Origin of the sequence: Azospirillum sp. A29 (genome assembly GCF_042604625.1) — a bacterium.
GTDB lineage: Bacteria > Pseudomonadota > Alphaproteobacteria > Azospirillales > Azospirillaceae > Azospirillum > Azospirillum palustre.
In genome coordinates this window covers 324322-345092 of record NZ_CP170463.1, presented here as the reverse complement: position 1 = coordinate 345092, position 20771 = coordinate 324322, and the positions used below count along the sequence as shown (strand labels likewise).

The 20771-nt window shown below is 67.6% G+C and carries 18 protein-coding genes; 8 read left to right on the top strand and 10 right to left on the bottom strand.

What is annotated here, in order from left to right:
• Positions 1–115: 115 nt before the first annotated feature.
• The 4 genes from ABNQ38_RS10085 to ABNQ38_RS10070 form a co-directional block, all read right to left on the bottom strand.
• Positions 116–1270 (bottom strand): trans-sulfuration enzyme family protein, encoded by a 1155-nt coding sequence (locus ABNQ38_RS10085; RefSeq protein ID WP_377807350.1) that lies wholly within the window; start codon positions 1268–1270, stop codon positions 116–118.
• Positions 1271–1357: 87 nt separating this feature from the next.
• A complete protein-coding gene (locus ABNQ38_RS10080; RefSeq protein WP_377807349.1) occupies positions 1358–2455 on the bottom strand; it encodes an AbrB family transcriptional regulator in 1098 nt (365 codons plus the stop codon).
• Between the two features lie 108 nt (positions 2456–2563).
• Complete coding sequence (locus tag ABNQ38_RS10075; RefSeq protein WP_377807348.1) at positions 2564–3859, bottom strand: methyl-accepting chemotaxis protein; 1296 nt, start codon at positions 3857–3859, stop codon at positions 2564–2566.
• Between the two features lie 276 nt (positions 3860–4135).
• Positions 4136–4759, bottom strand: coding sequence for a TetR/AcrR family transcriptional regulator (locus ABNQ38_RS10070; RefSeq protein WP_377807347.1), 624 nt, complete (start codon positions 4757–4759; stop codon positions 4136–4138).
• A 218-nt stretch (positions 4760–4977) separates the two neighbouring features.
• On the opposite strand from ABNQ38_RS10070, the gene ABNQ38_RS10065 reads away from it, so the two are divergent.
• A complete protein-coding gene (locus tag ABNQ38_RS10065; protein ID WP_377807346.1) occupies positions 4978–6555 on the top strand; it encodes a fatty acyl-CoA synthetase in 1578 nt (525 codons plus the stop codon).
• Between the two features lie 113 nt (positions 6556–6668).
• On the opposite strand, the gene ABNQ38_RS10060 is transcribed toward ABNQ38_RS10065, so the two are convergent.
• Genes ABNQ38_RS10060 through ABNQ38_RS10050 form a run of 3 tightly spaced genes read right to left on the bottom strand, consistent with a single transcriptional unit; the run spans position 6669 to position 8649 of the window.
• Entirely contained in the window at positions 6669–7130 is a 462-nt protein-coding gene (locus ABNQ38_RS10060) for a DUF4126 domain-containing protein (RefSeq protein ID WP_377807345.1), read from the bottom strand.
• Positions 7131–7177: 47 nt separating this feature from the next.
• Positions 7178–7675, bottom strand: coding sequence for an aldehyde dehydrogenase family protein (locus ABNQ38_RS10055; RefSeq protein WP_377807344.1), 498 nt, complete (start codon positions 7673–7675; stop codon positions 7178–7180).
• A complete protein-coding gene (locus tag ABNQ38_RS10050) occupies positions 7663–8649 on the bottom strand; it encodes an aldehyde dehydrogenase family protein (RefSeq protein WP_377807343.1) in 987 nt (328 codons plus the stop codon). Before ABNQ38_RS10050 ends, ABNQ38_RS10055 begins: the two co-directional genes overlap by 13 nt.
• Positions 8650–8712: 63 nt before the next feature.
• Between ABNQ38_RS10050 and crtI the strand changes: the two genes are divergently transcribed.
• The 5 genes from crtI to ABNQ38_RS10025 are packed head-to-tail and all read left to right on the top strand — an operon-like array spanning position 8713 to position 14939.
• Positions 8713–10266 carry a phytoene desaturase family protein gene (crtI, locus tag ABNQ38_RS10045; protein ID WP_377807342.1) on the top strand — a complete coding sequence of 518 codons (1554 nt, stop codon included), beginning with the start codon at positions 8713–8715 and terminating at the stop codon, positions 10264–10266.
• Positions 10263–11816: a phytoene desaturase family protein gene (locus tag ABNQ38_RS10040; protein ID WP_377807341.1), complete on the top strand. Its 1554-nt coding sequence runs from the start codon at positions 10263–10265 to the stop codon at positions 11814–11816. Before crtI ends, ABNQ38_RS10040 begins: the two co-directional genes overlap by 4 nt.
• A 17-nt stretch (positions 11817–11833) precedes the next feature.
• Complete coding sequence (locus tag ABNQ38_RS10035; RefSeq protein ID WP_377807340.1) at positions 11834–12658, top strand: lysophospholipid acyltransferase family protein; 825 nt, start codon at positions 11834–11836, stop codon at positions 12656–12658.
• Positions 12655–13830 carry a glycosyltransferase gene (locus ABNQ38_RS10030; protein WP_377807339.1) on the top strand — a complete coding sequence of 392 codons (1176 nt, stop codon included), beginning with the start codon at positions 12655–12657 and terminating at the stop codon, positions 13828–13830. Before ABNQ38_RS10035 ends, ABNQ38_RS10030 begins: the two co-directional genes overlap by 4 nt.
• Positions 13827–14939, top strand: a complete 1113-nt coding sequence (locus ABNQ38_RS10025; RefSeq protein WP_377807338.1) for a sulfotransferase family protein — start codon at positions 13827–13829, stop codon at positions 14937–14939. The genes ABNQ38_RS10030 and ABNQ38_RS10025 overlap by 4 nt, the downstream gene beginning before the upstream one ends.
• Positions 14940–14943: 4 nt before the next feature.
• Here the strand turns inward: ABNQ38_RS10025 and mazG are convergent, their stop codons facing one another.
• From mazG to ABNQ38_RS10010, 3 genes are all read right to left on the bottom strand, one after another.
• Complete coding sequence (mazG, locus tag ABNQ38_RS10020) at positions 14944–15753, bottom strand: nucleoside triphosphate pyrophosphohydrolase (RefSeq protein WP_377807337.1); 810 nt, start codon at positions 15751–15753, stop codon at positions 14944–14946.
• A gap of 105 nt (positions 15754–15858) precedes the next feature.
• Positions 15859–17472, bottom strand: coding sequence for a diguanylate cyclase domain-containing protein (locus ABNQ38_RS10015; RefSeq protein WP_377807336.1), 1614 nt, complete (start codon positions 17470–17472; stop codon positions 15859–15861).
• 316 nt (positions 17473–17788) lie between these two features.
• The gene (locus ABNQ38_RS10010) at positions 17789–18793 is read right to left on the bottom strand and encodes an AraC family transcriptional regulator (RefSeq protein ID WP_377807335.1); all 1005 of its coding nucleotides are present in this window, start codon (positions 18791–18793) and stop codon (positions 17789–17791) included.
• Between the two features lie 89 nt (positions 18794–18882).
• On the opposite strand from ABNQ38_RS10010, the gene ABNQ38_RS10005 reads away from it, so the two are divergent.
• Together ABNQ38_RS10005 and ABNQ38_RS10000 are read left to right on the top strand one after the other, a co-directional pair.
• Positions 18883–20052 (top strand): MFS transporter, encoded by a 1170-nt coding sequence (locus ABNQ38_RS10005; protein ID WP_377807334.1) that lies wholly within the window; start codon positions 18883–18885, stop codon positions 20050–20052.
• Positions 20053–20235: 183 nt separating this feature from the next.
• On the top strand, positions 20236–20688 hold the full coding sequence (locus tag ABNQ38_RS10000) for a MarR family winged helix-turn-helix transcriptional regulator (RefSeq protein WP_377807333.1): 453 nt from the start codon (positions 20236–20238) through the stop codon (positions 20686–20688).
• Positions 20689–20771 lie beyond the last annotated feature (83 nt).

Genomic DNA, 20771 nt, shown 5'->3' with positions numbered 1-20771 from the left:
TTCTCACTGTCAAGCCCTATCCGCGTTGGGGGTACTCGGAAATGCGCAAGCTCCGCCGTGCTGCGTCGATATGTCCCGCCGCCCTGTCCTGCGGGCGGCGGGATATGGACGGTCCTCAGCCCTGTCCAAGCGCCTGCGACAAATCCTCATAGAGATCGTCCGGCGACTCCAGCCCGACCGACAGGCGCAGCAGGTCGCCCGGCGCCGGGGAACTCGGCCCTTCGATGCTGGCGCGATGCTCGATCAGGCTCTCCACCCCGCCGAGCGAAGTTGCGCGGCGCCAGATTTCGACGCGGGCCGCGGTGTCGATGGCCGCCTGGGTGCCGCCCTTCACGCGGATGGACAGCATGCCGCCATAACCGCCGCTCATCTGGCGCGATGCGATGCCATGGCCGGGGAAGCCGGGCAGGCCGGGATAGAGCACCTCGGCCACCCGAGGATGGGCGGACAGCCGCTCCGCCAGGGCCATGGCGGCGTCGCTCTGCCAGCGGACGCGGGCGAACAGGGTGCGCAGGCCACGCTGCAGCAGCCATGCCTCGAAACTGCCGAGGATGCCGCCCTGCTGGGTCTGCACCGCCTTGATCCGGGCCCAAAACTCGTCCTTGCGGGCGGCGGTCAGGGTACCGGCGACGACGTCGGAATGGCCGTTGAGATACTTGGTCGCCGAATGCATGACGATGTCGGCGCCCAGTTCCAGCGGACGGGTCAGCACCGGGGTGGCGACCGTGCTGTCCACCGCCAGCCAGGCGCCCGCCTCATGCGCGAGTTCGGCCACCGCGGCGATGTCGGTGACGGTCCACAGCGGGTTGGCCGGGGTTTCCACCCACACCAGCCGCGTCTGACCGGGACGGAGTGCGGCGCGCACGGCGTCGGTGTTACTAGTGTCGACGCCCTCGACCTTCAGGCCCCAGCGTGTGGCGGGGCCATGGACCCAGTTGCGGAAGGCCCAGTACATCACATCGGGCACAATCACATGGTCGCCGGGGTCCAGCGCCTGGAACACCGCGGTCGCCGCCGCCATGCCGGAAGCGAACAGCAGCGTGTCGGCTCCCTTCTCCAGTTCGGTGATGGTCCTGGCCGGAATGTCGAAGGTTGGGTTGTCGGCGCGGGCATAGACCCGGCCGCGGCCATAGCCGTTGTCGGGATCCCGGACATAGGTGGTGGACGGGTGGATCGGCGGGATGACCGCGCCGCTGGCCGCATCCTCAAAGCCCAGGGCACCGGCGGCGATGGTTTCGGGACGGTGGGGACGGTGGGGACGGTCGGTCATTGCCGGGGCACTCCGGGATCGGTCATGAAAGGGGGGTGTCAAGGATACGTCCGCCGGACGCCGGGCCGCAATGGCGCCGCGCAACCGTCAGGCGTAGCGTGCGATCAGGCGGGCCAGCGGCGGCCCCGACAGCACCACCACGAAAAGCCGCAGGGTTTGCAGGGCCAGCACCAGCGGCAGATCCACCCCGCTGCCCAGCGCGATCACCACCACCGAATCGAGCCCTCCGGGGCTGGTGGCGAGGAAGGCGGTCAGCGGGTCGGTCGGGAGCAGCGTGACCAGCACCCAGGCCGACAGGCTGCACAGGGCGATCATCAGCCCGGTCGACAGCAGCATCTGCGGCACGGCACGCAGGGCGTGGCTCAGCACCTCGCGGGTGAAGCGCAGACCGATGCTCCAGCCGATGACGGTGTAGGTGATGGTCAGCAGCGCATGCGGCAGTTGCAGAATCACACCCGCACCGGTCTGTACCAGCGCGCCCAGCACCATCGGCACCAGAAGGGCACCGGAGGGAATGCGGAAACGGTGGCCGATCCAGCCGCCCGCCGCAGCGACCAGCAGCGTCGCCGCCAGCCCGCGCAAGTCCAGCGCCTCCACCGGGGCCACCGGGATGGCGGAGCCCTGCGAACCGGCGGTCAGCGCATGCGTCACCAGCGAGGCGTCGAGCACCACCAGCACGACGCGCAGATATTGCATCACGGCGACCAGCCGGACGTCCGCGCCATAATCGCCGGCCATGGCGACCATGGCGGAGGCGGCACCCGGCGACACGCCCCAGGCCGCGGTGGTGCCGGGCAGGCTGCCGTAGCGGACGAACAGCCAGCCGACGATGCCGCTGACCAGCACCGTCAGCCCGACGGTTCCCAGCATCAGCGGCCAGTTCTGTGCGATGGACAGCAGGATCGACGAGGTGACGGCATGGGCGACGAGGCAGCCGATGATCGCCTGCGCCATGGTGAAGCCCGAGCCCGGAACGCGGATGGTGGCGCCGCCGACGCCCAGCGCGATGGCGCCGATCATCGGTCCGATCAGCCAGGCCGCCGGCAGTCCGACCGCATCGAGACCCAGCGTCGCCGCCGCGGACAGGGCGAGCAGCCCAGCCCATTGCGCGACCGTCCGCGGGCGGAGCCACGATCCGTCGCCATTCCCGGGGCCGTTCCCGCTGCCATCCCTTGCGCTGACCACGAACCCATACCTGCACGAATGATTTGCGACCGCCCATGCTGCCCGCCGCCGCCCCCGTCCGTCCAGCGGGCGAAGGGGCGCGGCAGCCATGCACGGCGGATCGGCGGATCAGCGGGCGGCGCGGATGCTGGTCAGGAAATCGCCGACGCCCCGGTTCAGCTCGTCCGCCTGCCGGTGCAGAAGTCCGGCAGCGGCCAGCACCTCCTGCGCGATGCCGCCGGTCTCCGACGAGGATTGCGTGACCTCGCCGATGGAACCGGTGACCCGGCGGGTGCCGACCGCGACCTCCTGCACGTTTCGGGTGATCTCCTGCGTCGCGGCGGTCTGCTGCTCCACCGTCGCGGCGACCGTGGTGACGATCTCGTTGATGTGGACGATGGTGCGGCCCACGGCATGGATCGCGTCGGCGGCCTGGCCCGCGGCATTCTGCATGCCGGCGATCTGGCTGGAGATGTCCTCCGTCGCCTTGGCGGTCTGGTTGGCGAGGCTCTTCACCTCGTTGGCGACGACGGCGAAGCCCTTGCCCGCTTCTCCCGCCCGTGCCGCCTCGATGGTGGCGTTCAGTGCCAGCAGGTTGGTCTGGCTGGCGATGTTGTTGATCAGGTTGACCACGTCGCCGATGCGCTGGGCCGCTTCCACCAGACCGCTGACGGTTTCCTTGGTCCGTTCCGCCTCACCGACGGCGGAGGTGGAGATGCGGGAGGATTCGTTGACGTGCCGGCTGATGTCGGTGATGGAACTGGCAAGCTGTTCGGTCGCCGCGGCCACCGTCTGCATGCTGGACGAGGCGAATTCCGTCTCCGACGCGACATCGGCGGAGCGGCGGCTGGTGCTGGTGGCGATCTGCGACATGCGCTGGGCATGGGCCTGCATCTGGTTGGAGGCGGCGACCGTACCCTCCACGATGCTCTTCACGCTGTCTTCGAAAGTGCCGGCCAGCCGGTCGAGGGTGGTGCGCTTGCTCTCCTCCTCCGCCACGCGATAGGTCTCCAGCAGCAGTTCGATGTCGAACCACGCGATCTTGTTCAGCGTCTCCAGCTGTGCCGTCCGGTTGCGGCGGGCCGCCGCGCCGAACAGGCCGGCCCTCAGCCCCTCGTCGCCACCGGTGAGGCCGAGTTCGCGGGCGAGGTTGGAACTGACGATGTAATGGCAGATCGACACCGCATAAGCCGGGACGCCGTTCTTATAGAAAAGCGTCGCCAGCCGTTTCGCGGAGTCGGCGAAGCCGGCATCGATCCGACCGGATACGGCCCGCGTCCAATGATCCAGACGGGCGGCATGCACGTCGGGACGTTGCAGCGCCGCCTGGATTTCCGGCCATGCATCGAAATGCCGGTGCCATTCGGTCAGCAGTGCGGGAAGACGCTGCTCCGCGAACTCCCGGTTGCCCCTTAGCCGGTTCAAATCGTCGTGGGTGATGAGAAGGTGGAAAGTCTCTTCGCCTGCACATCTGTCAGCTCGACGGTCATCTTCTGGACGATCCTCAGTTCCGGGGCCTCGCATGTATCGTTCTACGCCAGGAATGTTCTTTTGGATCGCTCCCTCGACGGCAACTCACCACCGCATCTTCATCATACCCAAATATGTATAAGAAGGAGAGGCGTGGCCGGTCATACAACGCTGACGCCAGATCGGCCGGCCCACTTTGGGCCTATGGTCGACAGGGGTTCGACGGCGGATTTACCCCATGTCGGGACGCTGGCGCAGGCCGTTCAGCAGCAGGGCGATGGACTGGCGGGCGATCTCCGCCGGGTCCAGATCGCCGTCCGGGCTGTACCAGCGGGCGACCCAGCTGAGCGCTCCCGACAGCGTGAAGGCGGCGATCTTCGGATCGCAGGGGACGATGCTGCCCTCGGCGATGCCGCGTTCGATCAGGTTCCGGAATTTCAGGTCGATGCGGCGCTTCAGGCCGCGCAGGGTACGGCGGCTGTCCTCGGTCAGCGGTTCCTCGCCGACCCGGATCACGCACATGCCGAAATCCATGGTGACGATGTCGACATAGGTGGTCATCACCGCCACCAGTTCGTCATAGGCGCTGCCGCCATGGCCCGTCACGTCGTTCGAGGCGCTGTCGAGCATTTCCAGCCCGATCCGCACGCACTCGAACAGGATCTCTTCCTTGTTCTTCACATAATAATAGATCGTCGGCTTGGTCACGTTCAGCCGCCGGGCGATGTCGTCCAGCGAGGTGGCGTGATAGCCAAGCTCGTTGAAGGCCTGCGCCGCCGTCCGCAGCACGGCGATCCGCTTTTCCTCCCGTTCGCTGCGGCGGTCGGCGGCGGTCTTCCATGGCGAGTCCGACATGCGGTGTTGGCTCCCTTCGCTCGTTCTTCCGGCCTATCGCTTTCCCATTTGGCTGTGCCCATGTCCAGGCCGGCAAACAGTCAGTTCGTGCAGCAAACTTGTTTCGCTTCCTACTTTCAAGTAACTTAGGTTCCATACAGTAAAGAAAATGCCGGACGAACCCGTGACCGGGGTGTTCGGCGACGGCGACAGAACCTTTCAGAACCGGGAGGACACGCATGCCCATGGACGTTGCCAAGGACGCCATCGCCGCGGCGCGCGGCACCAGCATCGGCGGGGCTCTGGCACGGGCGGCGCGGCGCTATGGCGACTGCATTGCCCTGCGCTACGACGGCCGGGACTGGAGCTTCGCCGGCCTGCATGTGGCTGCGAAGCGGATGGCCCGTAGGCTCCACGACATGGGTCTGCGGCCGGGCGACCGGGTGGCCGCCTTCGGGCGCAATTCCGACGCTTATGTCGTGGCCTGGCTCGGCTGCGCGGTCGGCGGCTTCATCCATGTGCCGGTCAACTACGCTCTGACGGGGGAGGAGCTGTCCTACATCCTGACGCAGTCGGGGGCGCGGATGGTGCTGCACGACGCCGATCTGGCCGGCACCTTGGCCGACGCCGGGAAAGCGGCGCGGATGGAGTGGGTCGGGACCCTGGCAGCCGGTGCCGCCGGTGCCGGCGATCTGGACGTGCTGGCCATCGCACAGGACCGGGGCACCCCGGCGGACATCGACGTGGCGGTGGATGCCGACACGGTGGTCCAGCTTCTCTATACCTCCGGCACCACCGCGGCACCGAAGGGTGCGATGATGACCCATGGCGGCCTGCTGGCGGAGTATGAGAGCGCCATCCACGACTGCCGCTTCGCCGAGAGCGACCGGGCGTTGGCGGCGCTGCCGCTCTACCATTCGGCACAGATGCATGTCTTCCTCATGCCGCAGCTGATGGTCGGTGCTACCACCCTGCTGATTCAGGCTCCGGCCTTGAAGCAATGCCTGGAACTGATCGAGACGCACCGCATCACGTCCTTCTTCGCGCCGCCCACGGTGTGGGTCGGGCTGCTGCGCCATCCGGATTTCGACGCGCATGATCTAGGGTCGCTGGAGAAGCTCTATTACGGCGCCTCGATCATGCCGGTTCCGGTGTTGCAGGAGCTCCGCCGCCGCCTGCCCAACGCCAAGCCCTTCAACTGTTACGGCCAGAGCGAGATCGGCCCGCTCGCCACCGTGCTGGCCCCGGAAGAGCATGAGGAGCGCCCAGCCTCCGCCGGCCGCCCGGTGCTGAATGTCGAGACGCGGGTCGTCGATCTGGAGATGAACGATCTGGCTGCGGGCAGCCATGGCGAGATCGTCCACCGCTCCCCCCAGCTGATGGTCGGCTATTGGGACAAGCCGCGCGAGACGGAGGAGGCCTTCCAGGGCGGCTGGTTCCATTCCGGCGACGTCGGCTATCTGGACGAGGCCGGCTATCTCCACATCGTCGACCGCATCAAGGACGTCATCAACACCGGCGGCGTGGTGGTCGCCAGCCGCGAGGTGGAGGAGGCGATCTACACCCATCCGGCCGTCGCCGAGGTTGCGGTGGTCGCGTTGCCCGACCCGAAATGGATCGAGGCGGTGACCGCCTTCGTCGTGCTGCGCACCGGCCAGAGCGTCGATGCCGAGGGGTTGATCGCCCATTGCCGCGGTCATCTGGCGCCCTTCAAGCTGCCCAAGCAGGTGCATTTCGTCGACAGCCTGCCGCGCAACACCGCCGGCAAGCTGCTGAAGCGGGAGCTTCGCCGGGCCTACAGCGAGAACGCGGCGTAAGTGCGGAAACATGAGCTTATACGAACCGCCGCTGCACGCCGTCCGCTTCCTCGTCAGCGAGCTACTGTGAAGATCGCGACCCGAGCGATGGGGCGCCTAGGGGTAGCCGCCCCTCACGCCGCGGAGACGATCAGCAGGGCCGCGACCAGCGTCACCGCATCCTCCAGCAGGGCGGCAGGGCGGTCGCGGCCGAAGGCGGCGGCCATGCGCATGCGGGCGGCATAGCCGACCAGTGTGCCCACCACGGCGCCGATGCCGCCGGCCACCAGCCCGCCGATCCAGAATCCGGCATTCGCCCCAATGGCCGCACCGGCGATGGCGCCGCCGGCAATGCGGCTGGCGAAGGGAAAGGGCAGTTTGCGGCTGGGAGTGGCCGGCAGCTTGTCGACAATCAATTCCGCCAGCGCCATGGCGGTGAAGACCCAGGGCGACACCGGGTGACTGAGGAAGAACAGCCAGCTTCCCGATACGTCGAGCCAACCGCCGTAAGCGGCCCAGCTGACGGCCGCCGGTGCGATCAGGGTGCGCGAGCCGGCGACGGCGCCGATCAGAAAGGCAAGGGCCAGGGCAAGCATCCGGTCATCCGTGTTTCGTTGGGGTCGAAGTCAGGTGAGGCCCGCGGTCATTCGGCGGACCGTCCGCGCACCGCCTGCACCAGTCGCCGCAGCGCTCTGCCGCGGGTGCCGGGTCCGCCATGGAACAGGCGCAGCGCCGCCAGCATCAGCGCCTCGTCACCGGCGCGCGGCTGGTCGAAATGGGGGCGGAGCCGCCCCTTGCGGACCGAGACGGTTTTCACCTGCGTCATTTCCAGCAGTCCCTCGGCGCCACGGGTGACGCCCCAGCCGCTGGCATGCCGCCCGCCGAAGGGCAGGCGAGGGTCGGCACTCGGCACGATGAGGTCGTTGATCGTCACGGTTCCGGCGTCGATCCGTCCGGCCAATTCCCGGGCCTGCGCCTCCGGCCCGAACACGGACGCCCCAAGCGCATAGGGGCTGCCGGCCGCAACCGTCAGCGCCTCGCCCATGTCCCGCACCGGCACCAGCGACAGCAGCGGGGCGAAGATCTCCGCGCGCAGCAGCGCCATGTCGGGCCTCGCGTCGGCGAGGATCAGTGGCGACATCGCCGGACTGTCCTCCCCCGGCAAAGCGCCCAGCGCACGGGCTCCACCCGCCACCGCATCCCGGGCCAGGGTGGCGAGCCGGCGTCCGGTCGGAGGGGCACCGGCACGGCCGGAATCGCGCCGACATGGCGGAGCAGCGCGGCCTCCAGGCCCGCCGCCATGCAGTGCGGGACGAACACCCTCCGTGGCGCGATGCAGGTGGCGGAGCCGTTGAGCCGAAGGCCGAAAGCCAGCGCGCGGGCGACCTGCTCCAGGTCCGCACCCGGCAGGACGAAGACGGCGTCGTTGCCCGACAGCTCCATTGTCGATGGCACCAGATGCCGGGCCAGCTTCTCCGCCACCACCCGTCCCGTATCGGCCGATCCGGTCAGCACCAGCTTGTCGATGCCCTCCTCGATGGCCTCATCCACCGCGGCGGCGGATTCGTCCAGCACCCGGAACAGCCCCGGCGGCAGTCCGGCTTCCTCCAGCCAGACCCCAAGCAGGATCATCGGCGCCCTGCACCCCGGCGCCGGCTTGACCAGCACTTGGTTTCCAGCCGCCAGAGCCTGGATCGCCTGAACGCCCGGCAACAGCAACGGGTAATTGGACGGACCGACGATCAACACGGTGCCGACCGGCTCCCGCCGCACCTCCGCCTCGACCCCGAACAGCCAGACCGGACGGCCGCGCCGGCCCAGCCGCTTCGGCGCCAGCAGCCTGGACGCTTCCCGTTCCAGAAACCGGCAGGCCTCCGCCAGCGGCAGGATTTCGGCGCCGATGCTCTCGGCAGGGGTTCGAGCCGGGCGGGTTTTCAACGCTTCGACGAGGTCCTCCGCACCGGCGGCGATCCGGTGGTGGAGTCCACGAATAGTGGAAAGGCGTAAAGAAATATCTCGTTCGGACCATGCCTTAAAGCCGACCGACTCCCGAGGGATCGCTTTTCTTATCCAAGGAGATAAGACGTCAGGAGAAGGGTTGTTGTTGCGATCCATTTTCGACCCAGCTTCGTAGTGATCACGACTGAATTTTGCAGCGCAGGAGCGTTTGGCAAGCGGATGGAACGACAAGTCGTGATCATCGGCGCGGGACCGGGCGGATTGGCATCCGCGATGCTCCTGGCGCTCACCGGAGCGAAGGTGACGGTGCTGGAACGGCAAGATCGCATCGGCGGCAGGTCGGCGGGCTTCTCGCTCGACGGCTACCGGTTCGACAGCGGACCCACCTTCTTCCTCTATCCCCGCATTCTGGAGGAAATCTTCGAGGCATGCGGACGACGGCTGTCCGACGACGTCGACCTGATCCGCCTCGACCCGCTTTACCGGCTGGTGTTCGAGAGCGGCGGGGAACTGCGCGTCCATGCCCAGATGAAGGCACTGATGGCGGAGATCGCCAGGCTCAGCCCGGGTGACGCCGACGGGCTTCCGCGCTTCCTGGCCGACAACCGGGCGAAGATGGAGCGTTTCCGCCCGGTTCTGGAATCCGATTTCTCCAGCCCCTGGGCGCTCGCCTCGCTGCCGATGCTGAAGGCTCTGGGCAGGCTGGCGCCGCACCGCTCGGTCGACCGCGACCTGTCCCGCTATTTCCAGGATCCGCGCATCCGCCTCGCCTTCTCGTTCCAGAGCAAATATCTGGGGATGTCGCCTTTCCGCTGCCCCAGCCTGTTCACCATCCTGTCCTTCCTGGAGCATGAACATGGCATCTTCCATCCCCGCGGCGGAACGGAATCGGTGATGAAGGCGATGCGCCGGGTGGCAGAAAGCCTGGGCGTCACCGTGCGGCTGAACGAGACGGTGCGCCACATCAAGTTCCAGGGCCGCCGCGCCGTCGGTGTGCGAACGGACGCCGGCGACTATCCGGCCGACGCGCTTGTCATCAATGCCGACTTCGCCCGCGCCATGACCACGCTGGTGCCCGACGATCTGCGCCGGCGATGGAGCGACGCCCGCATCGCCACCAAGAAATTCTCCTGCTCCACCTTCATGATGTATCTGGGCATCGAAGGCAAAGTGGACGGGCTGGATCACCACACCGTCTATCTGGCGGAGGATTACGCCCGCAACCTCGCGGAGATCGAGGAGTGCCGGGAGTTGCCGCGCCGGCCGTCGATCTATGTGCAGAACGCCTGCGTCACCGATCCCGATCTGGCGCCGCCGGGTGGCAGCACGCTCTACATCCTGGTGCCCGTCGGCCACCAGCGCGGCCACATCGACTGGAAGGCGGAGGCGCCGCATTACCGCCGGCTGGTGCTCGACCGGCTGGCCGGCTTCGGCCTGACCGATCTGGAGCGCCGCATCCGGGTGGAGCGGGTGGTGACGCCGGCCGACTGGGACAGCCAGTTCGCCGTGCACCGCGGCGCCACTTTCAATCTGGCGCACAGCCTCGACCAGATGCTTCACCGCCGTCCGCGCAACCGGTTCGAGGATCTGGACGGCGTCTATCTGGTGGGCGGTGGCACCCATCCCGGCAGCGGCCTGCCGGTCATTTTCGAAGGCGCACGCATCACGGCGCGGCTGCTGGCGCAGGAACTGGGTCTGCCTACGCCTTGGCGCACAAAGACCATGGGTTTGTCCGGCATGCTGCGGCAGGCCGTTGCAGGGGGGATGGCATGACGGATCGGATCGCGGTGATCGGCGGGGGGCTGGGCGGACTGGCGGCGGCGGTGGTGCTGGCGGCGCGTGGGCACAAGGTGACCCTGCTGGAAAAGAACGGCTGGGTCGGCGGCAAGGCGGCCGTTCTGGAGGAAGGCGGATTCCGCTTCGACATGGGGCCGACCATCCTGACGGTGCCGCGCGTCCTGCGCCGCATTCTGGAGGAGGCCGGTTGCGATCTGGACCAGGAGTTGGACATGGTCCGGCTGGAGCCGCAGTGGCGCTGCTTCTTCGACGACGGCACGGTGCTGGACCTGTCGGAGAATGTCGGGACCATGGCGGCGGAACTGGACAAGCTGGCGCCCGGCCGCGGGTCGGGGGAGGGCTATCGCCGCTTCCAGGCGATGTCGGAACGGCTGCACGGCATCTCCGAACGCTTCTTCTTCTGGAAGTCGGTGGAGGATCTCGGCGATACGCTGAACTTCCGCAACAGCTTCAACGCCAGCACCCTGTCGGACGTGCTGGCGCTCCGCATGGGCAGCACGGTTGCCGGGACCATCCGCGGCCATGTGCCGGATGCGCGGGCGGCGCAGATGCTGGACCATTTCACCCAGTATGTCGGCTCCTCGCCCTACGGCTCTCCGGCGGTGCTGTGCGCCATCGCGCACATGCAGACCAATGACGGCGTCTGGTATCCGATGGGCGGCACCCGCGCCGTGCCGACGGCACTGGAGCGGGTGGCGAGGCGGCTGGGCGTGGAAATCCGCACCAACACCGGCGTCCGCCGTCTGCAGGTGGAACGCGGCCGCGTGGTGGCGGTCGAGACGGACGGAGGCGAACGTATCCCGGTTTCGGCCGCGGTTTCGAACATGGATTCGGTCCGCACATATCGGGAACTGATCGGCGGGTCTCCGGCCAAGCGCTTCGCCAAGCGCCGCAGCTACGAGCCGGCCTGTTCCGGCGTGGTGTTCTATCTGGGGCTGGACCGCGCCTACGATCACCTGCTGCACCATGACTTCGTTTTCTCCCGCGATCCGGAGGAAGAGTTCGACTGGATCTATCGCCAGGGGGAACCGGCGCCCGACCCGACCTGTTACATCGCCGCCCCGGCCCGCACCGAGCCGGGCGTCGCACCCGCAGGCGGCGAGGCGCTGTATGTGCTGGTCCACACCCCCTATCTGCGCGAGCGCCATGACTGGAGCCGCATGCTGCCGGCCTACCGCCGCGTGGTGTTCGACAAGCTGAAGCGCACCGCTGGCATGCCCGATCTGGAGGACCGCATCCGGGTCGAGCATGTGCTGACTCCGCAGGACATCAATGACCGTTACAATGTGCTGAACGGCGCCATCTATGGGCTGGCGAGCCATGGCCGCTTCATGGGCGCCTTCAAGCCCGGCAACCGCTCCCGCGATGTCGAGGGCCTGTATCTGGCCGGCGGAGCCGCCCATCCCGGGCCCGGCATGCCGATGGTTCTGATGTCGGGTTGGATCGCCGCCGACAGCCTCGACCAGGATATGCGCGGCGGCATCCAGGCTGATGCCGGGGCAGGTTCCGCGCGCGCCGTAGCCTGATGGAAGGCGGTGGGAGGATGACGGACGATCCGGTTGCGTTACGGTCCCGGCTGCTCTGCTGGTTCTTCGGCGGCGTCATGGCCCGGCGGCTGCGGCGCGGCTTCCATGCGGTGCGGCTGGCGCGGCCGGGCTGGCCGGTCCTGCCGCCGGGTCGTCCGGTCATCGTCTATCTCAACCATCCATCCTGGTGGGATCCGGCGCTGCTGATCGTGATGGGCACCACCCGTTTCCGCGGCCGGCCGGGCTATGGGCCGATCGATGCGGAGATGCTGCGCCGCTACCGCTTCATGCGCCGCATCGGTTTGTTCGGGCTGGAGCCCGGCCGTGCCGGGGCAGTCTCCTTCCTGCGCAACGCCGAACATATTCTGAGCGACCCGCGCGCCATGCTGTGGATCACGGCGGAGGGCGCCTTCACCGACCCGCGCCGCCGCCCGGTGACATTGCGGCCGGGCATCGCCCATCTGGTCCGCCGCATGCCCACCGCCCTGATGGTGCCGCTGGCGGTCGAATACCCGTTCTGGGACGAGCGCACGCCGGAGGCGCTGATGCGGTTCGGCCAGCCCTTTGAAGCCGGCGCTTTGGCCGGTCTGCCGGTGCAGGACATCGCGGCGGAGCTGGAAAGGCGGCTGGAGGCGGTGATGGACCAGTTGGCGCTCGATGCGCAAGACCGCGACCCGGCGCGTTTCCTGACGCTGATCGAGGGAACGGTCGGGGTCGGCGGCATTTACGACCTGTGGCGCCGGCTGCGCGCCCTGGCCGGCGGACAGAGCTTCTCTCCGGCCCATGGCAGCCGGCAAGGACCGCCCCGGCAGGAGATGCAGCAGGAGATCAAGGGCCCATGAGCGTCATCGTTCTGATCGCCGCGCTGTCGCTGATCCTGGCCCTGTTGCCGCTGGGGCAGGGGATCGTGAACCTGTTCCTCTACCGCCGCCCGACCACCGAACCGCCGCCGGGCACCGTCGTCAGCATCCTGATCCCTGCCCGCAACGAGGAAGCCGGCATCGCCGCCGCCGTCGATGCCGCGCTGCTCAGCCGCGGTGTCGATGTCGAGGTGGTTGTGCTGGACGACCACTCCACCGACCGCACGGCGGAGATCGTCCGCGCCATCGCCGCCCGTGACCCGCGCGTCCGTCTGGAGAGCGCGCCGCCGCTGCCGCCGGGCTGGTCGGGCAAGCAGCATGCCTGTCAGATGCTCGCCGGTCTGGCGCGGTACCCGGTTCTGCTGTTCCAGGATGCCGATGTGCGATTGTCGCCGACGGCTGCCCGCCGGGTCGGCGGCGCCCTGCTGTCGGGCGAAAGCGGTCTGGTCAGCGGTTTCCCGCGCGAGGAGACCGGGACGCTGGCGGAAGCCCTGGTGATTCCGCTGATCCATTTTCTGTTGTTGGGTTATCTGCCGATGGCGGCGATGCGGCGCTCGACCGACCCACGCTTCGGCGCCGCCTGCGGCCAGTTGATCGCGGTTCGGCGGGACGCCTATCTCAAGGCCGGCGGCCATGCCGCCATCGCGACGTCGCTGCATGACGGTGTGACGCTGCCGCGCGCCTTCCGCCGGGCTGGACAGAATACCGACCTGTTCGATGCCACCGGCTTTGCCCGCTGCCGGATGTATCGCGGCTGGCGCGAGGTTTGGTCCGGCTTCTCCAAGAACGCGACGGAGGGGATGGCGACCCCGGCCGCCCTGCCGGTCTGGACGCTGCTGCTGTTCGGCGGCCATGTGCTGCCCTGGCTTCTGCTCGGCTGGGCGGCGCTCCATCCGCTGCCCATTTCGGCGGTCCTGCTGGCGGGGCTGGCGGCGGTGGCCGGGCTGGCTTTCCGCCTTCTGCTGGCGGTCCGCTTCCGCCAGAGCATCCTCGGCGCCCTGCTGCACCCGGTCGGCATGATGATCATGCTGGCGATCCAATGGGCGGCGCTGCTGCGCGCCCGCCATGGCAAACCGTCGGAATGGCGCGGCAGGGCTTATCCGGCCGCGCCGGGGCCCAGGGTGGAGTCAGGGCCGGGGCAAGGTGTGCCATGACGCCCTGGCTGCGCCGCCACGGCCACCGTATCTTCCACCCGTTGGCCGGGGCCGATGCTGCCACGTTGGCAATCGTGCTGCGCGACGGCGGCGGTGTCGGGCCGCTGCACCTGCATCGCGTCGCAACCGCGCTGGGCGCCGCAGCGATCCGCGCACCGCTCGACCTGCTGGAGCGGCGGCGGGTGGCGGGGCTGGTCGGGGAGGGCAGGGCCGCCGGGTCGCCGCCGCTGTTCATCCTCGGTCATTGGCGCAGCGGCACCACCCATCTGCTGAACCTGCTGGCGCAGGATGCGCGCTTCGCCGCCCCCGATCCGCTGGCGGTCGGCCTGCCCTGGGGTTTCCTCGGCCTGAGTTCCTTCTGGCGCTCGCGGCTGGAGGAGTGGCTGCCGCCCGACCGCATCATCGACGCCATGCCCGTCGATCCGACCTCTCCGCAGGAGGACGAACTGGCCCTGGCCCTGATGCAGCCGCTGTCTTACTACCACGGTATCTTCTTCCCCAGGCACCTGCACCGCGCCTTCCGACAGGGCGTGCTGTTCGAGGGATGCCGGCCGCAGGCCGTCGCGCTGTGGCGCCGCCGGATGGACCATTACCTGAACAAGATGCAGATCCATTGCAGCGGACGGCGGCTGCTGATCAAGAATCCGGCGCACACGCCGAAGCTGGCGGAACTGCTGGCGCTGCGGCCCGATGCCATCTTCGTCCACATCCACCGCGACCCCTACGAGGTCTTCAGCTCGACCCGGCGCATGCTGCTGACCCTGCTGCGGGAGTTTTCGCTACAATCCTACGATCCGCGGGCGGTGGACGATCTGGTGCTGGATCTCTATCCGGCGATGATGGCCCGGTTCGACCGCGACCGGGCGCTGCTGCCGCCCGGCCGGCTGGTGGAGATCCGCTACGACCGCTTCGTCGCCGATCCGCTGGAGACGCTGGCCGGGATTTATGACGGGCTCGATCTCGGCCCCTTCGCGCTGGTTCAGCCGAAAATGGAACGCTATCTCGCAAGCGTGCGCGATTATCGCCGGGCCCGGCACGATCTCGAGGATCCGGCCCGCCGCGCGGTGCGCCGCCGGTGGGCCTTCGCCTTCGACCGCTGGGGCTACTGACGCGTCAAGCTTCGCCGCGCTCCTCGCGCTTGGCCTGCTGCCACATGGCCTCCATCTCGTCCAGCGTGGCATCCTGCGGCTTGCGCCCCTCAGCGGACAGCAGCGCCTCGATCCGGTGGAAGCGGCGTTCGAACTTTGCGTTGGTGCCGCGGAGCGCCGTTTCCGGCTCCACCTTCATCCGTCGGGCGAGGTTGACCAGCGCGAACAGCAGGTCGCCCAGCTCGTCCGCCACCCGCTCCTGCGCCGAACCGGCGTCCATTTCGGCCCGCAGTTCCCGCACTTCCTCCTCGATCTTGTCGAGGATGTCGCGGGCGTCGGTCCAATCGAAGCCGACCCGCGCGGCGCGGTTCTGCAGCTTCAGCACCCGGGTCAGCGCCGGCAGTCCGGCGATCACGCCCTCCAGCGCCGACGGCGCCCGGCCTTCCTCGGCGGCCTTGGCTGCCCGCTCGGCCGCCTTGTGGTCCTCCCAGCGCGAGGTCTGCTGGTCCGACGACTTCACCTCCTCCGGCCCGAAGACGTGGGGATGGCGGCGGATCATCTTGTCGGTGATGACCCCGGCGACCTCGTCGAAATCGAACAGCCCCTCTTCGCGCGCCATCTGGCTGTAATAGACGACCTGGAACAGCAGATCGCCCAGCTCCTCGCGCAGGGCGGCCTTGTCGTCCTTCTCGATGGCGTCTGCGACCTCATAGGCTTCTTCGATCGTGTGCGGCGCGATGGTGCGATAGGTCTGCTCCGAATCCCACGGGCATCCGCCGTCGGGATTCCGCAGCCGCGCCATCACGTCGAGCAGCCGGTCGATGTTGCGGGTCATGTCTTGCGGTCTCCGATTGCGGGGAGGTGAAGGTCCGCGACGATAACCGAGCGGAGCGGGCGGTGGAAGCGGCGAGGGCGAACGCCGTGTGTCCAGACTGGCCCCCTAGGCGGAGCCAGCGCCGGCTGTATCGGCCGCCGCCGGAACCGGACGCCCATGCAGTCCGACCTGCCCGCGTCCATTGCGCTTGGCGGCATACAATGCCTGGTCGGCATAGCGCAGGACCGTGTCGAAATCCGTGTCGTCGACCGGCCACAGCGCCATCCCGATGCTGCACCCGATGCCGATTTCCGCTTGCTCCAGCCTCATCGGGGCCGACAGTGAGGCGATGATGCGGGCCGCGACCTCCTGTGGTGTCAGCCAGTCGGCCTGCGGAAGCGCCAGACAGACGACAAACTCGTCGCCACCGAGGCGGATGACCTCGTCGCCGTCGCGCACGCAGTTGAGCAGCCGGCGCCCGACCTCCGCCAGCACGGCATCGCCGACATGGTGCCCATGGCGGTCGTTCACCGGCTTGAAGCCATCCAGGTCGATGCAGAGCGCCGCCACCGTCGGGCGCCCGCCGGGCGGCAGGTCGGCCAACTCCCGAACCCTGGCTTCGAGATAGCGGCGATTTCCCAGGGTGGTGAGCTGATCCTTGTAGGCGAAGCCGTGCAGGGTGGCGCCCATGTCGTGGATCGCCTGTGCGGCGTTGCCCATCTCCCGTGTCCGGAATCCGGCTGCGGCACTCTTCGCGACGGAATCGATCCGCCCCGCCGACAGGTCGGTGGCGGATCGCTGGAGATCGCGCAGCCCGCGCAGAACAAGGATGTCGAGCAGGAACCAGACACCGGCAACGATCGTCGCGACGACGCCGGCCAGGATCGCGATGCCCCACATGATCTTGCCGTTCACTTCGTCGAGGACGAGATCGCGCGGCACCCCGACAGCGATCCGCCCGCCGGTATCTTCCAGCTTCGCAAAGCCGATGATCCGCGGCTGGTCTTCGAAACCGGGACGCTCAACGATCCCGCGGTCGGCCTGGAAGATCGCGCGGGTGACCGGATGGTCGGCCACGTGCCTGCCAACCAGGGCGTTCGGCCCCGGTTCGCGCGCCAGGATCGTTCCCTGGGCGTCGAACAGGGTCACCGTGGTGCCGGGAGCCTCCGCGGCCTCCCTCGTCAGGTCGCCGAGCCATTTCAGATCCAGTCCCGTCAGCAGAACTGCCCTGACGGCTCCATCCTCATCGAGCAAGGGCAGGGCGGCCGCCAGAAGCGGCTTGCCGGATCCGCGCCCGACGCGGAAATTGCTGGTGCTGAATGCCTTCGTGGCCAGCGCCAGCATGAAATAATCCTGATCCGCCACCGTCGTCACCGGGCTGCGGCCAAGTCCCGTCCGACAGAGGATCTGGCCGTCGGGCGCAGCCACCCCGAACCCGGTGCTCCAGGGCTGGAACGACATTGCCCTGCGCAGGGGCGGGCCGCAATCCTCGGACCGGTCCCCCCGGACCTCGGAAATCAATGCCAGCGTCTGCAAGGTCTCGCGAACCCGCGCTATTGCATCGGCCTGCTGGGATGCACCTTGTTCGGCAAGCGTCAGAACACGTTGACGGGCATGTTCAATGTCGGCGTTCCATTGCTGCACGTAGAGCGAAATAATAAGACCAACCAATGGCAAGAATGCGGCAACAATGAAAACTTCGAGTTGGACACGAAGGCCCATACCGCCCCAGATATTCATTATGGATTTTCTGATAGACCCAATGAACATGTCATTTCCAGAACGGCAGGAGTATTTCGATGGCCGAGGTTCAAAACACCACAGGTGAGCGGTTGAGCAAAAAGACTGGAGTTACAGTTGCGCCGAAGCGTCCGCGATTTTAAGGGACGCACCGGACCCCTCCATAGAGCCGGCTGGAGAGACCGTATGCCTTCGGGGTATCGGAAATGCCAGTTCTTCTTGTTAAATCTGCTTATGCTTGATGCAACCCGGCCATGCTGTCTGACATTCTGATATTGCGCTTACAGGCAAAAACACATAATGCGCATTATGGAAATTATATCGATGGGCCGGGCGATCTGTTGCGGGCTGCCCCCGGCGGTTGTCCCGTCACCCGTTTGAAAGCACGGCTGAAGGCGGCCTGTGAGCCGTAGCCCAAGCGGTATGCCGCAGTCTCTATCGGCATGTTCTCGCGCCCGATCCACTGCGCGGCGAGCCGCATCCGCAGTTCGGTAACATACTGGAGCGGCGTCATGCCGGTAACCGCCAGAAATCGTTCGGCGAAGACGGATCGCGAACTGCCCATTTCTGCGGCCAGTTGGGCGACCGTCCAATCGCGGCCGGGATCGCGGTGAAGCGCGGCGATGACACGCCCCAGCCTGGGATCGCGCAGCGCCTCCACCCAGCCGCGGGCGTCGCCACAGCCGCATTCCACCCAGCCGCGCACGATGAAGGCCGACACGACGTCGGCCAGCCGCGCCAGGATCCCGGCAAAGCCGGCACGTTCGGTCCGCGCCTCCCTTTCCATCGCCTCCAGCATCGGAAGGATTTCCGGATAGCGGTCGAGCAGGGTGCCGACGAGCATCACCTCCGGCATGAGGCCGATCAGCGGGTGCATGGCGCCAAGGTCAAATTCCATGCAACCGCTGAAGATCACCGTGTCCTTGCTGCGGCAGGTGTCCGCCGGGCAGGATTTGATGCTGCCGACCGTTTCACACAGCGCCGCTTCGTCGAAACCGCCCATATCCAACCCCTTCCCATCGGCATCGGAGACCAGATCGTGGGCACCGCCCCGCGGCAGCAGGACCGCGTCGCCGGCGTGCAGTTCATGCAACATCCCCGTCCTGCCGCGTAGGATGGCGGTGCCGCAGGCCACGAAATGGAACTGCGCCCTGCCCTCGTCCCGGCCGAAGCGGATGCCGAACGGCGGAGCGAACTGCAACCGGCGGTACCTGACCCCGTATAGCCGCATGCCGAGCAACAGCTCGCTGACGGCATCACGCGGCGAAGGCGCGGAGGGTTGTCTGGCGGCGGATAGGGGCATATCCAGACTTTCGATCAAAAACTACGGACGGTATGGCATGGATCGTCCGGCCCTTCAAGCTTAGCCTGCAATGCAGCAAAAACACCTTCGAACGAGGGGAAAGAGACATGAGTGATGTGACGAAGCCGGCTTGGGGCGCGGTTTTCGCGATGTCCATGGGTGTATTCGGGCTGGTCGGAGCGGAGTTCCTGCCAGCCAGCCTGTTGACGCCGATGGCGGCCGATCTCGGCGTTTCGGAAGGGCTGGCGGGACAGGCGGTGACGGCCACGGCGGCCGTTGCGCTGGTGACCAGCCTGCTGATCGCCACGGCGACCCGCAGGGTCGACCGGCGGACCGTGCTGCTGGCATTTTCCGTGCTGCTGATCGCCTCCAATCTGGCAGTCGCCTTCGCGCCGAATTTGCCGGTCCTCCTGGTCGGGCGCGTGCTGCTGGGCATAGCGATCGGCGGTTTCTGGACCATGGCCGCGGCGACGGCGATGCGGCTCGTTCCGCCCGAACTGGTGCCCCGCGCCCTGTCGATCATCTTCAGCGGCGTGTCGGCGGCAACGGTGTTCGCGGCTCCGCTCGGCAGCTATGTCGGCGGGTTGATCGGCTGGCGGCCCGTCTTCCTGCTTGGCGCCGTCCTCGGGCTCCTTGCCCTGGCGGCACAGGCGGCGACTCTTCCGCGTATGGCGCCGAGCGGGCATGCGCGGCTGCGCACTCTGTTCGACGTGCTGACACGGCCGGGCGTCGGCATCGGCATGCTGGCCGTGGTCCTGGTCTTCACCGGGCATTTCGCCTTCTTCACCTACATCAGGCCGTTCCTCGAAACGGTGACCAGCGTCGGGCTCGACGGCGTGTCCGGTATTCTCCTGGGCTTCGGACTCGCCAACTTCGTCGGAACCGCGCTGGGCGGCATGCTTCTGGAGCGCAACATGCGCCTGACGCTGGTCGCCATGCCGCTGCTGATGGCGCTGCTCGGGCTGGGGTTGGCAAGCATGGGCGGCACGCCGGCCATCGACACGGTGCTGGTGACGCTGTGGGGTCTTGCCTTCGGAGCGGTTCCGGTGGCGTGGTCGACATGGATCACCCGTGCCGTGCCCGATGAGGCGGAGAGCGCCGGCGGCCTGATCGTCGCCGCGGTGCAACTCGCCATCGCCACGGGAGCCGCGGCGGGGGGAGCCATTTTCGGTGTCAGCGGCGTGACCGGCGTGTTCACCATGGCCGGAGCGGTGCTGCTGATCGCCGTCCTGACCATCCTGCTCGGAGTCCGCACCCGGACGGTCGAGACCGCCTGAACATCGCGTCCCCAACCGATACGCCCGGAGGGGAACTATCTCCCGGCCCCGTCGGTCGCCACACAGGCGACCGACGGGGCCGTCGTGTTTTTTGCACCGCGGCAATCCAGCCATGCAGCGAACGGGGCCTCAGGACCACACCTGCCTCTTGCCTGATTTAGATAGCAAACCTATTAAATAGGGATGCTACAAGATAAGGCTCTGCGCCTTCCTCCGAATTTTGGCCTGCACCTGTTCCGCGCCTCCCATCTGTGGCGGCGGGCGGCGAACAAGGTGCTGGCGGACAGCGGCTTTTCCGCATCGGCCATCACGCCGCTGATGCTGCTGGCCGAACTCGGCGACGGGTTGCGTCAGCGCGAGCTGGCGGAGGAGATGGGCGTCGAAGGCCCGTCCCTCGTGCGTGTTCTCGACGGGCTGGAAAATGCGGGATTGCTGGAGCGGCGCGAGGATCCCTGCGACCGCCGGGCGAAGACCCTGCATATGACCGATGCCGGCCGGCACCTGCTGGTGCAGGTGAACGACGCGTTGAACGACGTCCGCCAGCGCCTGATGGCGGACGCGGCGGCGGCCGATGTCGAGGCCTGCTATCGGATCCTTTCCATCATCGAAGCCAACGCCAAGCGTGAACAGACCTGATCGTGCCGTGTTCTCCGGGGATGCGCGCCATGGCCGGTTCCGGCCGCGGCGACCTCCGGTCGCATCGGTGCGGTGATTGAGGA

What these genes read in the sequence shown, in the direction of transcription:
- ABNQ38_RS10085 (WP_377807350.1), bottom strand. Translation starts at nt 1,270, where the DNA reads ATGACCGACCGTCCCCACCGTCCCCACCGTCCCGAAACCATCGCCGCC.
- ABNQ38_RS10070 (WP_377807347.1), bottom strand. Translation starts at nt 4,759, where the DNA reads ATGTCGGACTCGCCATGGAAGACCGCCGCCGACCGCCGCAGCGAACGG.
- ABNQ38_RS10065 (WP_377807346.1), top strand. Translation starts at nt 4,978, where the DNA reads ATGCCCATGGACGTTGCCAAGGACGCCATCGCCGCGGCGCGCGGCACC.
- ABNQ38_RS10060 (WP_377807345.1), bottom strand. Translation starts at nt 7,130, where the DNA reads ATGCTTGCCCTGGCCCTTGCCTTTCTGATCGGCGCCGTCGCCGGCTCG.
- ABNQ38_RS10055 (WP_377807344.1), bottom strand. Translation starts at nt 7,675, where the DNA reads ATGTCGCCACTGATCCTCGCCGACGCGAGGCCCGACATGGCGCTGCTG.
- ABNQ38_RS10050 (WP_377807343.1), bottom strand. Translation starts at nt 8,649, where the DNA reads ATGGATCGCAACAACAACCCTTCTCCTGACGTCTTATCTCCTTGGATA.
- crtI (WP_377807342.1), top strand. Translation starts at nt 8,713, where the DNA reads ATGGAACGACAAGTCGTGATCATCGGCGCGGGACCGGGCGGATTGGCA.
- ABNQ38_RS10040 (WP_377807341.1), top strand. Translation starts at nt 10,263, where the DNA reads ATGACGGATCGGATCGCGGTGATCGGCGGGGGGCTGGGCGGACTGGCG.
- ABNQ38_RS10035 (WP_377807340.1), top strand. Translation starts at nt 11,834, where the DNA reads ATGACGGACGATCCGGTTGCGTTACGGTCCCGGCTGCTCTGCTGGTTC.
- ABNQ38_RS10030 (WP_377807339.1), top strand. Translation starts at nt 12,655, where the DNA reads ATGAGCGTCATCGTTCTGATCGCCGCGCTGTCGCTGATCCTGGCCCTG.
- ABNQ38_RS10025 (WP_377807338.1), top strand. Translation starts at nt 13,827, where the DNA reads ATGACGCCCTGGCTGCGCCGCCACGGCCACCGTATCTTCCACCCGTTG.
- mazG (WP_377807337.1), bottom strand. Translation starts at nt 15,753, where the DNA reads ATGACCCGCAACATCGACCGGCTGCTCGACGTGATGGCGCGGCTGCGG.
- ABNQ38_RS10015 (WP_377807336.1), bottom strand. Translation starts at nt 17,472, where the DNA reads ATGAATATCTGGGGCGGTATGGGCCTTCGTGTCCAACTCGAAGTTTTC.
- ABNQ38_RS10005 (WP_377807334.1), top strand. Translation starts at nt 18,883, where the DNA reads ATGAGTGATGTGACGAAGCCGGCTTGGGGCGCGGTTTTCGCGATGTCC.
- ABNQ38_RS10000 (WP_377807333.1), top strand. Translation starts at nt 20,236, where the DNA reads ATGCTACAAGATAAGGCTCTGCGCCTTCCTCCGAATTTTGGCCTGCAC.